Genomic DNA, 15,697 nt, shown 5'->3' with positions numbered 1-15,697 from the left:
CTTCTGGCAGGCAGGTTCAGTGAGTTTTTAGAAAGGCTTCTGCCTTTTTAGACCTTCTTGGTAGGATTTTGATTAATTATACCCGAAGCTAAAAATTTTGTCAACCCCTGTAACTTCCCTTTAAAATTTTTTAAATACAAGGGAAGCATTTGTTCCACCAAAACCAAAGGAGTTTGTCATTGCATATCTGATTTCTTTTTTCTTTGGTTTATAAGGAACATAGTCAAGGTCGCATTCGGGGTCTGGGTTGTCAAGATTAATGGTTGGCGGGACAATATTTTCATAAATACTTAAAACTGTAAAAATCGCCTCAACTCCACCAGCAGCACCAAGAAGATGACCTGTCATAGATTTTGTAGAGCTTACGCAGAGTTTGTAGGCATGTTCACCAAAAACTGTCTTTATTGCCTGAGTCTCAAGCTCATCTCCCTGTTTTGTTCCTGTTCCATGAGCATTTATATAGTCAACTTCTTCTGGATGAATTCCAGCGTCATTTATTGCCATCTTCATACATCTTGCTCCACCCTCTCCTTCTGGTGCAGGTGCTGTAATATGATAGGCATCTGAACTCATTCCATATCCGACAACTTCTGCATAAATTTTTGCTCCTCTTTTTAAAGCATGCTCAAGCTCTTCAAGAATAATAATTCCACTTCCTTCACCCATTACAAATCCATCTCTATCAATGTCAAAAGGTCTGCTTGCTTTCTCAGGCTCATCATTTCTTGTTGAGAGAGCTCTCATTATGGCAAATCCTGCCACCGCCATTGGTGTGATAACAGCCTCTGTGCCACCTGCAATCATTACATCGGCATCTCCATATTGAATCATTCTGAAAGCTTCTCCAATTGAATGATTTCCTGTTGCACAGGCAGTTGTTACTGCAAGATTTGGTCCCTTTATTCCATATCTTATGGATATCTGACCAGCAGCAAGATTAACGATAACCATAGGAATAAAAAATGGACTTACCCTTTTCCATCCTTTCTCAAGCAATACTTTGTGGTAATATTCAATGGTTGGAAGTCCTCCCATGCCTGAGCCGATCACAATTCCAATTCTTTCAGAATTCTGAGGAGTGATTTTTAAACCTGAATCCTGCAATGCCATCTCAGTAGCAGCAATTGCAAAATGGATAAATCTATCCATTTTTTTTATTTCTTTTTGTTCAATGTAGTTTGCTGGATCAAAACCTTTAACTTCTGCTGCAATTCTTACAGGATAGTCTTTCGCATCAAAATGGGTAATATAAGAAACTCCTGATTTACCCTGAAGAATTGCCTCCCATGTAGATTTAACATCAAGACCGAGAGGGGAAACCATCCCCATCCCGGTCACAACAACTCTTCTTTTGCTCATAAAATATTATGCCTGACCTGTTTTGTTTTTTATGTAGTCAATTGCATCCTTCACTTTGCTAATCTTTTCAGCATCTTCATCGGGAATCTCAATACCGAATGCCTCTTCAAATGCCATAACAAGCTCAACAGTATCAAGAGAGTCTGCTCCAAGATCCTCCACAAAGGATGCTTCAGGTGTTACCTGAGATACTTCAACCCCAAGCTGTTTTGCTATAATTTCCTTTACCTTTTCTTCTACCATTACTTACCTCCTCCTTTTTCTTTTTTACATGTACATTCCGCCATTTACATGAATAACCTGTCCGGTTATGTATCCAGATTCTGGCAAAGCCAGAAATATTATAGCATTTGCAACATCCTGCGTTGTTCCAAACCTCTGAAGAGGAATCATGCGAAGCATCTCTTCTTTAACTTTTTCAGGCAACTGCTCTGTCATAGCTGTTTGAATAAAACCCGGAGCAACAGCATTAACAGTGATTCCACGGGAAGCATACTCTTTAGCCAGTGTTTTCGTTAAAGCTACCAGTCCTGCCTTTGATGCTGAATAGTTAACCTGTCCGGGATTTCCAATAAAAGCTACAACAGAGGCAATATTTATAATTCTACCATACTTGTTTTTTGACATGATTTTAACTGCTTCACGGCAGCATAAAAATGCTCCTTTAAGGTTTATGTTTAAAACAGCATCCCATTCTTCATCTTTCATCCTTATGAGAAGATTATCTCTTGTTATTCCTGCATTGTTTACAAGAATATCAACTTTAGAGAATTTTTTAACTGCTTCATCAAAGAGTTTTTTTACATCTTCTGAATTAGAAACATCGGCTTTAACTCCTAAAGTTTCAACACCATAAAGAGATTTAATTTCTTCTGCAACTTTTTCAGCATTCCCACCATTTATATCAACAATTACAATGTTTACTCCTCTTTTAGCAAACTCTTCTGCAGTTGTTCTACCGATACCTCTTGAAGAACCAGTTATTATAGCTGTCTGCCCTTTCATAAAAAACCTCCCTTCATCAGTATTCCCTAAAAATCAAATTATAAAAAAAATCTTTCTAAAAATTCCACTCCATTATAAACCCTAAAATTAACAACTTGAATTCCGCATTTTTAAGCACATAAACTTAGGTTGTCATAGTCAAGATTAAATCTGACATTTCCTGAATAAGATGTTTATACTATGCAGAAAGAAAAAAAGGGGGGATTAGATGACAGTAGAGAACAGTTTTACAGGAATTTTATCAAGTAATCTTCAGAAAGAAGATATACCGAGCATTTTTTCTTTGTCATTCCGAGCCTGCCATAGGCAGGCGAGGAATCTCCTCCTTATAATAGGGATTGCCACGCCTTCGGCTCGCAATGACAGAAAAGAGGTGTCATTCCATGTCTTTTCCTTTGTCATTCCGAGCGTCAGCGAGGAATCTCCTCCTTTCTCACTATTTCAGAGATTCCTCGGGTGGAATGCCACCCTCGGAATGACAATGAAAAGTTGGGATACCACTCTCGGAATGACAAAAAAGTTCTGGATGACAGAAAGAGATGCTCGCAATGACAGAGTAAGAATTGTCATTCCGAGCCTTTTTCCTTTGTCATTCCGAGGAGCGTTAGCGACGAGGAATCTCCTCCTTATAATAGAGATTGCCACGCCTTCGGCTCGCAATGACAAAAATGAAGTGTCATTCCAAGCCCTCCAGCTACGCTCAGGGTAAACTCCGCGAGGAATCTCCTCCGCCTCTTTTTGCCTTGCTCCACCACTCAACTAAAAAAGCAAGAAAAACTCCTGCAAAAAGTGAGCTTACGGCAGCCAAAGCAATAATCAACTTCCTTTTAGGCTTTACAGGAGTCTCTGAGGAATTAGGATTTTCTATAACATAAAGAAAGAAATTTTTGCTTTTATCAGTTTTCACCTTCTCTGAAGCAATCACTTCTGAAAAGGCAAGAGAGGCTTTATCAAGCTCCGTCCTGAACTCCTCAATAGCGGTCTTCAAAATCTCTTCTGCAAGCTTTCTATCCCTTTGCTCTGATGTAAACACAATGCTTCCTGTTTTCTTATCTATGTCAGCTTTAAACGATGGAACAACACCTGAACCATAAGTCTGCCTTACTTTATCTCTCAACTTTTTCTGAAATTCTGCACTATAGAGTATTGACAGACTCAGATTAGTCGCATCTAAAGACCTGCCTTGCTGAAGAGGAATTATAAAGGATAATTTACTATCTCTTACAAATTGATTAGCTTTAAGATTTTCAATCATCGCCTGAGTAATAAAAGAATCCACCCACAGCGTTGCCCTCGCCTGATAAATATTCGGCATAATAAAGCTAACCACGGCTGCAACAAAAACACCAAGCACAAATACACCAGCAACATACTTTATTCGTTTTTTAAGAATAAGAATTAACTCATAAAGATCAATCTCATCGGAGTATTTTTCTTTTATTTCCTCCACATTCATAAATGACCCTCCACTATTGATTTATTTTTAGTAAACTTAAAATCTTGCCTTTTGCATACTCTGAAATATTAAAAAATCTAATTTCTTTAACTTCTGAAAGCTCTTCAATAGAAAACACTAAAACAAACTCCTCCATCAATTACTTTCCCTTTTTACAGGAATTTATGAATTCAGATAAAGTTTGTTTTATCTTCATATTTTTTTCATCACTTTCGTTTCTTATTATTTCTTCCAGTTTTTTCAGAAATGATTCAATATAATCAAACGATAATCTATTATCTTCCTTAGCAATGAAAACTCTTTCATTTTTTGTGGCAGTCACTCCTTCTTCTGAAGTTAGTATATTCTCAAAAAGATTTTCACCTGGTCTTATTCCGATAAATTTTATATCAATGTCTTTGTATGGCTCAAATCCATGTAATTTTATAAATCTTTCAGCCAGATCAATAATTTTTACAGGCTCTCCCATGTCAAGCACTAGGATTTCTCCGCATTTACCAATAGCAGAAGCTTGAAGAACAAGCAGTACTGCTTCAGGAATTGTCATAAAGTATCTCTGCATATCCTTATGTGTTACTGTAATTGGACCCCCATTTTTTATCTGTTCCATCCATAAGGGTAAAATGCTTCCTCTGCTGCCGAGAACATTTCCAAATCTTACAGAAATAAAATCAGTCTTGCCATATTCATTAAGGGCTTTACATATATATTCAGCCACTCTTTTTGTCATCCCCATAACACTTATAGGACTAACAGCTTTGTCCGTAGATATTAAAATAAACTTTTCCACATTGTATTTTCCAGCTATATTAGCCAGATAATATGTCCCAAATATATTCACCTTAACTGCTTCATCAGCATTATACTCCATCATGGGAACATGTTTATAAGCAGCTGCGTGGAAAACAATATCTGGCTTGATTTTTTTAAAAATTTGGTCAAGTTTCATATGGTCTCTGATATCTGCAACAATAAATTTAAAGCTTTTCAATTCAGGGAAAAATTTATTTAATTTAACCTCCATATTAAATAATTCTGTTTCATCAATGTCAAGCAAAATAGTTTCCTTTGGAGCAAATTGGGCAGTCTGAATCACAAGCTCTGAACCAATAGAGCCTCCTGCTCCTGTAATTAATATCTTTTTATTCTGAAGAAAACTTTTAACTTCTTCAAAATTAATATTTACTTCCTGTCTTCCGAGAAGATCTTCTATTTTTATATCTTCTAACTTCTTTAAATTTATCTCGGGTTTTTCAAACTGATAAAGCTTGGGTATTATTTTTATTGTGCTGACACCTGCATTTTTAGCCGAAATATATATATCTATGAGTTTTTTATGACTCAGTGAAGGAATTGCTATTATTATAGCCTCTATCTCTAAATTTTTGATTACTTTTCCAAGATTATCAATACTGTCGTAAACTTTTAAATTTTGTATATAAGTTCCTATTTTTCTTTTATCATCATCCAAAAAACCAACAGGGCAAAAACCGCTAAAATTTTGTCTTTTAATATCCCTTAAGATCATTTCTCCCACATTACCTGCTCCAATTATAAGAGTTCTGAAACCTTCCTTAAACCTTTTCCCTTTAAAAATTTCAAAGTAAAATCTCTTGGATATTCTCAAGAATGAGATACATATGAAGGATATGAAACAATCAATAAATACGACACTTACCGGGATAGAGGAAAGTTGTATGAATTTCTGAGGCAAAAATAGGAGGTACTGATAATTTCGCAGAAGAAAAACTGAAAGAAAAATTATAAGAGAAGCTGTTGTTAAGGAATTTAAAAGCTTTGGTATATCAGCAAGAGAAAAATACCTCCAAGGGATCTTATATACTTTAAAAAGCCATAAACAAAAAATTTTAACAAAAACAAAAAATGAAACACATATGAAAAAAATCTCTGTATATTTAGGGGGGCATAATAAAATCAAAACGAAATAAAAAAGCGAGATATAATGAAAGGATAATAATTGAGACATCTCCAATAAGAAAAAAAATTAATCTTTTTAATGGAGTGGGAGTTAGAAACTTAGACTTCTGAATACGAATTTTTTCAGTAAGATTCATTCTTTTAAAGTCTTATGTAACACGGGCTGTTCATATTATAGGTTTTTAATATCACTTCTCTTACTTCTTCATTAGTTTTTGGTAAAAAACATTTCATTCCGGGCAATCTTTCAAGCCATTCTACTTCTTCTGTTTCATATAATAAATTGTGAGAAAAACCAATTTTTTAGTAGCCTTTATTTCTCCTTTTACTATCAGGTCAAGTTGTAATACTGAGAGTCTTTGTTCTTCAGTAATCAGTTTTTCATCTTCTGCTTTTTATTTACTGATCGCATGTTTTACTTCAGGTTAATCTTTTTAAGCTTCAAAATTTTCCAGTAGAGATAAGTATAAAGTATGCAGAAAAAAATGCAACAGACAATAAGAATTTTTATATTATTCCAGAATAATAGGGCAGGAACAATTGCAAGGGCATTTATAACCCAGAGAAAAACAGAGGTCAAAGGATTTCTTATTTCCGGAGAATAAATATTAAATAGGCGTTTTATAAAAATTTTGTAAATTAGCATATGGAAATGGAGTCCATCTGGACTCATAGCAGATCTTTTTCTTAAAATGCGTTTTCTGTAAATAGAAAAAAGGGTTTCGTAAACCGGATATAGATTTACCGTAAAGGCAAACCATGCAGAAACCTGAGGATGCTTTTTCACAAGAAGGACACTCGCCACTCCTATTAAAAATCCTGTAAAATAGGCTCCCCCGTCTCCAAGAAAGATAAGTCCAAAGGGGTAGTTTAAGAGAAAAAAGCCAAGAAGAGAAAAGGAGGCTACAACGCATATACTTGTTATTTCGTAATCTCCAAGTTTATAGGCAACAAAAGCAATAGCCATAAAAATCATCATGGAAACCATACTTGCAAGCCCGTTAAAGCCGTCAATTATGTTTATAGCATTTGCTATTCCAACAAGGGCAAAAGCTGTGAACAAAAGTGAAATTACCTCAATTTTCAAAAGGCTATCAAAGAAGGCAATATCAACTCTTATGATTTTTACCTCAAGAAATTTAAAAACAAGAAGTGCAGATAAAATGAGAAATATCATTCTTATCTTAGGATGAAGCTTTCCTGAGAGGTCTTCCAGAAATCCTGCTAAAAAAGCAGGAAAAGAAAAGAGAACAAGAAGAGGAAAATTTGAAGAAAAAGAAACTTTTAGTAAATTTTTAAAAAGATAGGCTGAAATTAATGCTAAAGTGATTCCTGAGAATATGGCAAGTCCTCCAACTCTTGGAGTAGGAGAGAGATGAAAGCTCTGAGGTCCCATATGCAGATGATCCGTAAGAAAGGTTTTATATTTTTTAGCCAGAAAGATGATTAAAAGATTGAGAAAAAAGGAAACAAAAAAAGCTATAGCCGCAAATTTAATCATTTCTAACCCTAACATTATTCCACCATTCAATTAAAAAGGCAAAAAATATTCCCAAAAATAAAGAACTTATACCTGCAACCATTATTATTAAACCTCTTCAAATAACTTATCTCCCTTTCCTTCCTTTAAAGCCTCTTCAAGATAATTTAAATCCTCTCTATTTTTATAAATTTCTCTAAGCCTTTCAAAAACCTTTTTTTAAAATCAAGGCCATCAATGATACACTTATGTTATTTGTGTTTGTAGAAACCTCCTTACTAAGAGGAATAATGAAAGAGATTTTATTGTTGTTTACAGATTGAAGCAAGCTTAAATTTTCAAGAAATATCCGTGAATACAAGGAATCAACAGAGAGGGTTGCCTTCCTCTTAAACTCCCTTTCCATCTACCCCTCCTATTTTATTTACAAAGCCCAGTATATAAAATCTTTATCTTTTTTAAACTCTTCAAAACAGGATCTTACATCAATAAATATATAGGGAGCTTTCATAATATTTTTAAATATTTCCTTTGAATAATTTCTAAATTCATTATGCTTAACAGATACAATTACACAGTCATAAGGAGCAAATTCATCAATATTTTTGATGAGTTCTATTCCATACTCTTTTTTAACCTCTTCAGGATAAGCAACAGGGTCATAAACAAAGACATTTAGCCCAAGCTCCTTTAATTCTCTCACTAAATCGTAAGATTTAGAATTTCTTATATCTGGAACATTTTCCTTAAAGGTTATTCCCATAACCAGAACTTTGGCATTGGCAATACTTTTTCCACCTTTAATCATAAGTTTTAGAGTTTTATAAGCTATATAGGAAGGAATTGACTCATTTATGTTTCGTCCTGCAAGAATAAGCTCAGGAACATGACCAATTTCCATGGATTTATAAGCCAAGTAGTAAGGGTCAACCGGTATACAATGACCTCCTACGAGACCCGGTTCAAACCTTAAGAAATTCCACTTTGTATAGGCTGCCTTTAATACCTCCCTGGTATCTATGCCCATTTTGTCAAAAATTATAGCAAGCTCATTCATCAAAGCTATATTTATATCCCTCTGAGTGTTTTCTATTACCTTAGCAGCCTCTGCTACCCTTATACTTGGTGCTTTATATATGCCTGCGCCAATAACGGAGCCGTAGACCTCCGCTATCTTCTCAAGAGAATACTCCGTATCGCCTGCAACAACTTTAACAATCTTTTCAATGGTATGTTCTTTATCTCCAGGATTTACCCTTTCAGGTGAATATCCTACCCAAAAATCCTCTTTCCACTTAAGCCCACTTTCCTTTTCAAGAATAGGCACGCATATTTCTTCCGTTGCTCCGGGATATACGGTAGATTCGTAAACCACTATAGCCCCTTTCTTCAAATTCTTACCTACAACTCGTGAGGCATCTCTCAGATAGGACAAATCAGGATTTTTGACCTTATCAACTGGTGTAGGAACAGCAACTATAACAAAATCGCATTCTGAGATTCTCTTTTCATCCTCTGTAAACTCAAGATTGGGATTATTCAAACTTTCAGGCAAAACTTCCCTTGTGGAATCCACACCCCTTTTTAACTCTTCAATTCTATCTTGGTTCTTATCATATCCTATAACCTTATACTTTTTAGCAAGCAAACATGCTAAAGGTAATCCTACATAACCAAGACCTACCACACATATTTTTTCAACCATTTTTCTTACCTCTTCCTGAGAATTTCTTCAATTAATTCTAACATCTGCTTGACCACAACCTCATCGCTGAACTTATCTTCTACCAACTTTCTTCCATTATATCCCATTTGTTTTAAGGTCTTTTTGTCAGAATTTAAAACCTTTTCAAAGGCTTCAACCAGAGATTCTACATCTCTCACTTTAACCATAAAACCATTATAACCATCTAAAACAACCTCCCTGCATCCAGGGGCATCCGTGGTAATTATAGGTTTTCCCATAGCCATAGCCTCAAGCAAAACCCTCGGAAGCCCCTCCCTATAAGAAGGAAGAACTACTACATCACTTTTACTAATGAAGGGTCTCACATCTTCCGAAAATCCAAGATAATTTATAATACCCTCTTTATGCAAATTTTCTATATATTCCCTTGGAACACAGGAAGGATTATCTTTATCAAAATTCCCTAAAATCCTAAATTCTACATTACTATATTTGGATTTTATGATCTTTGCAGCTTGCACATACTCCTTAATTCCCTTTTCCCAGAGAAGGCGCGCTATAAGCAGGAATTTAAAAATTGAATTTTCAGAGATATCCTTGCAAAACTCAGGGTTAAATCTCTCAGTATCAACACCAGAACCATAGATAACCTTTGCTTTTTCTTTGGAGATAATATTATTTTTTATAAACTCATTCATATCATCAGAATTTTGAAAAATCACATAATTAGTTTTTTTGAAAGCTAACTTGTATAAAATAACCACAAGAGATTTTAGAATGGAATTTGAAATAAAAACATGTCCAAGTCCCGTAATTACTGCTATATTTGGAATACCAAGAAAATTTGCTGCTAAACTTCCATAAATATTGGGTTTAATTGTATAATGAATAGCAAGGTCTGGTTTAATCTTTGAGTAAGTTCTTAAAAATTCCAAAAAGAGCTTTAAATCTTTGATAGGATTTTTACCCTTCCTTTCAAGGTGCCTCAAAGGTATAAAAGGAAACTCCTTTTTGAGTTTTTCTGCATAGTCATCTTCAGGAGCTATCAAATACACATCAAAACCTTTTTCTTTTAAGGTTCTTGCAAGTCTAAACCTGAAGTTATAAAGACTAAAGGCAGTATTAGAACAAAGAATTATGCGCTTTTTTCTTTCCATCTTAGCTTTTTCAAGTAGTAGATAAAAGTAATGTAGCTCAACCCTGAAAGGAACATTACATAAGCATATCTCTTCCTTACTATAGGTCCGTAGTTTGGCTCAGCTACAACATGAAGCCATACAAAACCAAGACAAAGCAAAAGTAAAAACCAGAAATAAATCTTCTTTCTGTGAAAATATATAGTGAAGGGTAAAAGAAGCCAAGCAAGGTAAAGATACATTGCTTCAAAGGGCGTTATGTAGCGGGCAATTGTTCCACCTGCAGTTAAGCCTTTTGTAAACCACACCTCAGGAAGGGGAGCAAAGAGGCCAACAAAAAGTGCCCTTGGTGTGTATTTAATAAAGTCTAATACACTGTAAAACCTTACCTCTTGGTCAACAGCTCCTGGTGTTCCACCAAGATATGTAATCCAATAAACTCTCCATTCAGCTAATCTTTTAAACTGTTTGTCAATAAAACTCGGTATGAAAGGTATAGACTTCCATTGTTGTATTTGTGTCTGTGGTTGTGTCTGTATTTGTGTCTGTGGTTGTGTCTGTATTTGTGTCTGTGGTTTTAAAGGATATATAACCAGAAGCACTATGAAAAGTATTGCAAAGGCTTTAAAATAGCCTCTTGCGTTAGAGAATTTTTCCACTATGTTAAAAACAGCCAAGATAAGAGTTAAACCTATAAAAAGGGCATAAAAATAAGATATTATTTCAAGAGCATATCCTCTTCCAACAATCCAAAATAACACTCCACCCATGAATCCGCAGGCAATTGAAAGAACATTTTTCCAAATTTCCTCTTTGAACGCATTAACTATGGCAAACATTGTTAGGAACATACCGGCTATATACAAACCATCTTTGTGTATCTGGGTAGTCCATGTTAACGATGTAGGCATCAAGACAAAAATAGTTGCAAAGAGAAAAGATAGTTTGTGAGAAATGTTAAACTCTCTGTATATGGCGTATAGGAGAACCCCAGAAAAGGCATGCAGAAAGGCGTTATAAAAAAGCATAATCCATGGCTCGTAAATACCGGTAAGTGCATAGAACAATGCGGTTATACCAGACATAGATTGATAGCTTGGCTCTGGTCTTAAACTCCAAACAAACCAGCCTTCTATAGCTATCCTGCGCGCCAACTCAACAGCTTCGGTATGAAACAGTATCCAGTCTCCTCCAACCAAAAGGCCGTGTCCCCAATGAGCTTGAGGAAACAGAAAAGGTAACACGAAAAACTGAATTAGAAAACCTACCAGCAAGGTGTAAAGATAATATGCACCAAAAATTAAGGACAAATTCTTAAGATTCAAGCACCCACCTCCACTCTTCAATAATCTTTTCAATCCTGAAATCTTCTGCTCTTTCTAAAGCCCTTTGTGAGTAATGGGCCCTTAACTTGTCGTCTATTAAAAGCCTTCTTAAGGTTTCAGCCCACATTATTTCCTTTTCTTCCAGAGGTTCATCTGCCTTCTTAAATTTTACCTCAAAAACGGGCATAAGAACTCCATATTCAGCAAACTCTGGTTCCTGTGTCTCAATCCTAAAATCCCTATCAGGTGCAAGTATCTCCCTTGGACCACTTCTACAATCTGATGAAACAACAGGAACTCCACAAGCCATAGCTTCAACCAGAGCATTTGGAAAACCCTCCCACAAGGAAGGAAACACAAAAAGCTCAGCCCTCCCTATAAACTTGAAAGGATTCTTCTGAAATCCAAGAAAGTAAACATCAAAATCTTCTGAAAGCTTATCCCTATCCCATACAAAGGTTTTAAGTCCAAGAGTTTGAGATAGCTTAAAAAGATACTCCTTTAGCTCGCCCTCTCCAAGGATTACAAGCTTTAACTCTGGAAACTCTTCTTTTAGCTTTTTGAAGATTCTCAAAAGATGCCACTGGCCTTTTTGTTTGGTGAGTCTTCCTGCAGTGATGAGAACAGGATTTTTAAATATTACTTCATACTCATAAAGAGGCTCTTTTGTCAAGCCTTGGATCTCCTCAATGGGGTAAGGGTTGTAAATGACTTTAATCTTTTCTTCAGGAACGCCAAGTCTAATAAGGCTCTCTTTAACGCCCTTGCTTACTGCAATTACAAGGTCTGCCCTTGGATAAAAAATTTTGATAAGTAAAGAATTAAGTTTTCTCAAACCCTTATGTCCGCTCTCCTGATCCATGCGGACCGATATAATTGCCTTGTGCTTTTTAAAAGATTTGGAGAGCACATTTACAAAGTTTGCCCTCTCAAGAAAGGATACAACAGTTGAACTATTTTCAAGTTTTGAAGATAATCTTAAGGCATATAAAGGGATATATAAAGTTTTCAGTATGGGATTGGTTCTAATGGAATGTTTTGAAAGAATCTCTACAAGGCTTTCATCAACTGGGTAATTAATCTCTCTCTCAAGAAGGAAAACCTTTTTTGGCTTTAAAAAGGATAAAATTCTAATTAATACCCTTTCTGCGCCACCGCCTGCAAGAGAATTAATAAGAAAGCAAAAACTCTTTTTTATACCCATCTCTCCCTCCATATCTCAAAGACAAACAAAAGCCAGAGCTTGTTGTGGTTAACTCCCCTGTCTTCAAGGTATGATTTTAGCAATCTTTCTACCTCATCAGGATTAAAGATGCCCCCTTTTTCTATCCTTTTCCTGTCTAAATACTCCCTGTAAAGACCCTTAAGCTCACTTTTAAACCACTCGTATATGGGAACTCCAAAGCCCTGTTTGGGCCTTTCAAGAATCTCAGATGGTATATATTTATACAGCACCTTTCTAAGGAGATACTTACTTTTGCCGTTTTTGTATTTAAATTCCGCAGGAAGTCTTGAAGTCCATTCAACTACCTTGTGGTCAAGGAAAGGCTCCCTTCCTTCAAGGGCTACCCCCATGGTAGCTCTATCCACCTTTACAAGTATATCGTCTGGCAGATAGGTTTTCAAATCAAGAAGCATCATAGAGCTTAAAGGGTCAAGGGAATTCACAGAAAGCCACTGGGTTAGCTTCTTGCCAGAGCCAAAGCCAAGCTCTTTTAAGTCATCTTCCAGAAAATACTTCACTGCAAGGTCATACTGGTCAAGAAGGCTCTCTGCCTTAAGAACCTGTCTGAGTTTTATATACTTATCCCTAAAGTTTGTATATTTGGGAAGAATAAACTTAAAGCTTTCATAAAGCTTTAAGGCAGTTTCCGGAGATAGCAAATCAAGTAAAGAGGTCCATAAGCTTTTCAATGGTAGTTTTTTTAACTTCTGTATCTTTTCTGCTATAAGCCAGTATCTTATATATCCGCAAAACTGTTCATCTCCTCCATCAGCAGAGAGAGAAACCTTTACTTTTTCCTTTGCAAGCTTTGAGACCAAAAAGGTGGGTATGGCAGAAGAGTCTCCAAAGGGCTCATCGTAAAGCTCTGGAAGTCTGGGTATTATTTCAAAGGCTTCTTTTGGCGTGCAGTAAAGCTCTGTGTGCTCTGTGCCAAGGTATTGGGCAACCTTTTTAGCAAAAGGAGCTTCGTTGTAAGTCTCTTCGTAAAAACCAATGGTAAAGGTTTTAAGTTTTATCCCCTCTTTGGAGAGAAGAGCGCAAACAGTGGAAGAGTCTATACCTCCGCTTAAAAACATCCCAACGGGCACATCAGAAACAAGCCTTAGCTTAAAGCTTTCAGTAAGAAGGCCTTCAAGCTCCTCTGCAAGCTCTTCTTCTGGCCTTTTTAACCACCTTTCCCTTTCTTCAAAACCTTTTAAAAAGTGTTCTTCTGCGCTCCAGTAAGGAAATTCCTTTATTTCTCCCTTTGAGTTTATTACAAGGAAATGCCCCTGCTTTAGCTTGTAGGTGTTTTCAAATATGCTGTACGGTGCTGGTATGTAGATGTATTGTAGATATAAGGAAAGGGCGGTTAAGTTTAGTCTTTTTTCAAACTTTGGGTGTTTGTGAAAAGCTTTTAGCTCTGAGGCAAACATAAAAAGCCCGTCTTTGTGGTACCAGTAAAGAGGCTTTACTCCAATTCTATCTCTGCAAAGGATCAACTCCTTCTTTTCCCTGTCCCATATTGCAAAGGCAAACATGCCCCTGAATTTATGAACTGCGGAAAATCCCCACCTGTGAAAGGCTTTAAGAATTACTTCTGTGTCTGAATTGGACTTAAAGCCATATCCTTCCCTTTCAAGTTCCTTCCTTATTTCTCTGAAGTTATAGACCTCTCCGTTATAGGTAATAACAAGGTTTTCAAACTCCATGGGTTGGTGGCCCATGGGTGAAAGGTCAAGGATTGAGAGCCTTCTGTGTCCAAGGGCAAGCCCTAAGGAATCTTCTATGTAATTTCCCGCATCATCAGGCCCTCCGTGAGATAGGATATCCCTCATAGCGGTTATTGTGTTCTCAAGGTCATAATCTCTTTTGAAGTTTAAGTCCCAAAATCCTACTATCCGGCACATGACGGCTAAAATTCTAAGTTTTTAAAGAAAAAAGGTTGATAAGTTCCCAAGATTTTATCGTATTTTTTTCTTTTTATACTCAAAGCAAGTTTTAGTATAAATGAAGATTTTAACTTTAGGGCTAAAAAAGTTATTGTTCTCTTTAACCTAAATACAATATGTTCTTGCATCAAATTTGACAAATTCATATTTTTAATCTCTTCATAAACAAACTTAGCTTCATTGAAATCACAGTTCATGATAAGATTTTTCAACAATTCAAGTTTTGTGTGATATCCTAAATATGATCTTAAGTTGTTCTTTATTTTTTCTGGAATCCTGTTTTCGTTTTCTTGCCAGAATTTTTCGATAAACTTTATAACAGCTTTGCTAATTTCTATATTATAATTCATCGTAATAGATTTATCATGCCTTCGCCAAAAGTATAGAATTTTATCTAAGAAAAGAAACTTTCCCTCCAATGTAAGATAACACCAGGTTGGAAAATCCACCAACCTAATTTCCTTAGGATATTGAATAAAGCCACCTATTTTTTGAAGTTTCTTCTCATTTATAAGAACACTTCCAGGATAAATAAAGTTTAATCCTAACAAAAAATAATTCAGAGCTGCTCCAATTGGATCATTATTAATTATCCTTTTATCAAAATGCATATATTCAACTATATCTATAATGTTGCTATCCATCCATATTCTACCAGCTTTTCCGTGTAATAGAGATATATACTTTCTTTGGTTCTCGTCTATACTATTTAAAGCCATTATTCTATATTCCAATGACTTCTTTGTTAAAACATCATCACCCTCAAGATATCCTATCCACTCTCCTTTACACTCTTTAAGAGCGGTATTATAATTCTCATCAAGGTACAGAGGACCTTTATTCTTTTCATTTCTTATAAACTTTATCTTTTTGTTTTTTTTAGCATACCTCTCAACAATATAGGGAGTTTTATCCGTAGATGCATCATCAAGAATTATCATTTCCCAGTTCTCATAAGTTTGACATAAAACAGATTCTATGCATTCAGCAATATAATTCTCATGATTATAAGTTAATGTAATAATAGAGACTAAAGGCTCATACTTAAACTTCATGATAATATCTTCCTTTCACAAAAGCTTATAAACTCTCTAAGAGCCTTTCCCCAATCACCCTCAATACACTCTCCAAACACTCTATCGTATCCGCCCAGCC

The 15,697-nt window shown here is 35.7% G+C and carries 14 protein-coding genes; 1 reads left to right on the top strand and 13 read right to left on the bottom strand.

The genetic code is table 11. The annotated features are described in order from the left end of the window. Positions 1 to 120 precede the first annotated feature (120 nt). From fabF to fabG, 3 genes are read right to left on the bottom strand one after another with little or no spacing between them, the layout of a single operon-like run. Positions 121 to 1,359, bottom strand: a complete 1,239-nt coding sequence (gene fabF / locus V4D30_RS01360) for a beta-ketoacyl-ACP synthase II (RefSeq protein WP_353684465.1) — start codon at positions 1,357 to 1,359, stop codon at positions 121 to 123. Between the two features lie 6 nt (positions 1,360 to 1,365). Next, positions 1,366 to 1,602, bottom strand: coding sequence for an acyl carrier protein (acpP, locus tag V4D30_RS01355; RefSeq protein WP_353684464.1), 237 nt, complete (start codon positions 1,600 to 1,602; stop codon positions 1,366 to 1,368). Between the two features lie 24 nt (positions 1,603 to 1,626). Continuing rightward, complete coding sequence (gene fabG / locus V4D30_RS01350) at positions 1,627 to 2,364, bottom strand: 3-oxoacyl-[acyl-carrier-protein] reductase (protein ID WP_353684463.1); 738 nt, start codon at positions 2,362 to 2,364, stop codon at positions 1,627 to 1,629. A gap of 208 nt (positions 2,365 to 2,572) precedes the next feature. Here fabG and V4D30_RS01345 point away from each other — a divergent pair, with 208 nt between their 5' ends. Beyond that, complete coding sequence (locus V4D30_RS01345) at positions 2,573 to 3,073, top strand: hypothetical protein (protein ID WP_353684462.1); 501 nt, start codon at positions 2,573 to 2,575, stop codon at positions 3,071 to 3,073. Here the strand turns inward: V4D30_RS01345 and V4D30_RS01340 are convergent. The 10 genes from V4D30_RS01340 to V4D30_RS01295 all read right to left on the bottom strand — a co-directional run bounded on the left by V4D30_RS01340 (position 3,065) and on the right by V4D30_RS01295 (position 15,597). Continuing rightward, positions 3,065 to 3,820, bottom strand: coding sequence for a Wzz/FepE/Etk N-terminal domain-containing protein (locus tag V4D30_RS01340; RefSeq protein ID WP_353684461.1), 756 nt, complete (start codon positions 3,818 to 3,820; stop codon positions 3,065 to 3,067). The genes V4D30_RS01345 and V4D30_RS01340 overlap by 9 nt on opposite strands. A gap of 13 nt (positions 3,821 to 3,833) precedes the next feature. After that, the gene (locus V4D30_RS01335) at positions 3,834 to 3,956 is read right to left on the bottom strand and encodes a hypothetical protein (RefSeq protein WP_353684460.1); all 123 of its coding nucleotides are present in this window, start codon (positions 3,954 to 3,956) and stop codon (positions 3,834 to 3,836) included. Positions 3,957 to 3,959: 3 nt separating this feature from the next. After that, on the bottom strand, positions 3,960 to 5,807 hold the full coding sequence (locus V4D30_RS01330) for a nucleoside-diphosphate sugar epimerase/dehydratase (protein WP_353684459.1): 1,848 nt from the start codon (positions 5,805 to 5,807) through the stop codon (positions 3,960 to 3,962). Positions 5,808 to 6,173: 366 nt separating this feature from the next. Beyond that, entirely contained in the window at positions 6,174 to 7,259 is a 1,086-nt protein-coding gene (locus V4D30_RS01325; RefSeq protein WP_353684458.1) for a glycosyltransferase, read from the bottom strand. Between the two features lie 403 nt (positions 7,260 to 7,662). Then, a complete protein-coding gene (locus tag V4D30_RS01320) occupies positions 7,663 to 8,943 on the bottom strand; it encodes a nucleotide sugar dehydrogenase (protein ID WP_353684457.1) in 1,281 nt (426 codons plus the stop codon). A gap of 5 nt (positions 8,944 to 8,948) precedes the next feature. Then, positions 8,949 to 10,082, bottom strand: coding sequence for a glycosyltransferase family 4 protein (locus V4D30_RS01315; RefSeq protein ID WP_353684456.1), 1,134 nt, complete (start codon positions 10,080 to 10,082; stop codon positions 8,949 to 8,951). Continuing rightward, on the bottom strand, positions 10,061 to 11,386 hold the full coding sequence (locus V4D30_RS01310) for a hypothetical protein (RefSeq protein WP_353684455.1): 1,326 nt from the start codon (positions 11,384 to 11,386) through the stop codon (positions 10,061 to 10,063). Before V4D30_RS01310 ends, V4D30_RS01315 begins: the two co-directional genes overlap by 22 nt. After that, entirely contained in the window at positions 11,376 to 12,590 is a 1,215-nt protein-coding gene (locus V4D30_RS01305; RefSeq protein ID WP_353684454.1) for a glycosyltransferase, read from the bottom strand. The genes V4D30_RS01310 and V4D30_RS01305 overlap by 11 nt, the downstream gene beginning before the upstream one ends. Beyond that, positions 12,581 to 14,500 carry an asparagine synthase (glutamine-hydrolyzing) gene (gene asnB / locus V4D30_RS01300; protein ID WP_353684453.1) on the bottom strand — a complete coding sequence of 640 codons (1,920 nt, stop codon included), beginning with the start codon at positions 14,498 to 14,500 and terminating at the stop codon, positions 12,581 to 12,583. Before asnB ends, V4D30_RS01305 begins: the two co-directional genes overlap by 10 nt. 5 nt (positions 14,501 to 14,505) lie before the next feature. Beyond that, a complete protein-coding gene (locus V4D30_RS01295) occupies positions 14,506 to 15,597 on the bottom strand; it encodes a glycosyltransferase family 2 protein (RefSeq protein WP_353684452.1) in 1,092 nt (363 codons plus the stop codon). Positions 15,598 to 15,697 lie beyond the last annotated feature (100 nt).

The sequence above is a fragment of the Thermodesulfovibrio sp. 3907-1M genome, assembly GCF_040450955.1.
In the GTDB taxonomy this organism is placed as follows: Bacteria; Nitrospirota; Thermodesulfovibrionia; order Thermodesulfovibrionales; family Thermodesulfovibrionaceae; genus Thermodesulfovibrio; species Thermodesulfovibrio autotrophicus.
The sequence above is the reverse complement of the archived record's forward strand: the minus strand, read 5'-3'. Positions and strand labels throughout refer to the sequence as shown.

Coding starts and splice junctions, on each gene's coding strand:
- V4D30_RS01335 (WP_353684460.1), bottom strand. CDS start 3,956: ATGGAGGAGTTTGTTTTAGTGTTTTCTATTGAAGAGCTTTCAGAAGTT.
- fabG (WP_353684463.1), bottom strand. CDS start 2,364: ATGAAAGGGCAGACAGCTATAATAACTGGTTCTTCAAGAGGTATCGGT.
- fabF (WP_353684465.1), bottom strand. CDS start 1,359: ATGAGCAAAAGAAGAGTTGTTGTGACCGGGATGGGGATGGTTTCCCCT.
- acpP (WP_353684464.1), bottom strand. CDS start 1,602: ATGGTAGAAGAAAAGGTAAAGGAAATTATAGCAAAACAGCTTGGGGTT.
- V4D30_RS01345 (WP_353684462.1), top strand. CDS start 2,573: ATGACAGTAGAGAACAGTTTTACAGGAATTTTATCAAGTAATCTTCAG.
- V4D30_RS01340 (WP_353684461.1), bottom strand. CDS start 3,820: ATGAATGTGGAGGAAATAAAAGAAAAATACTCCGATGAGATTGATCTT.
- V4D30_RS01295 (WP_353684452.1), bottom strand. CDS start 15,597: ATGAAGTTTAAGTATGAGCCTTTAGTCTCTATTATTACATTAACTTAT.
- V4D30_RS01305 (WP_353684454.1), bottom strand. CDS start 12,590: ATGGGTATAAAAAAGAGTTTTTGCTTTCTTATTAATTCTCTTGCAGGC.
- V4D30_RS01320 (WP_353684457.1), bottom strand. CDS start 8,943: ATGGTTGAAAAAATATGTGTGGTAGGTCTTGGTTATGTAGGATTACCT.
- V4D30_RS01330 (WP_353684459.1), bottom strand. CDS start 5,807: ATGTCTCAATTATTATCCTTTCATTATATCTCGCTTTTTTATTTCGTT.
- V4D30_RS01315 (WP_353684456.1), bottom strand. CDS start 10,082: ATGGAAAGAAAAAAGCGCATAATTCTTTGTTCTAATACTGCCTTTAGT.
- asnB (WP_353684453.1), bottom strand. CDS start 14,500: ATGTGCCGGATAGTAGGATTTTGGGACTTAAACTTCAAAAGAGATTAT.
- V4D30_RS01325 (WP_353684458.1), bottom strand. CDS start 7,259: ATGATTAAATTTGCGGCTATAGCTTTTTTTGTTTCCTTTTTTCTCAAT.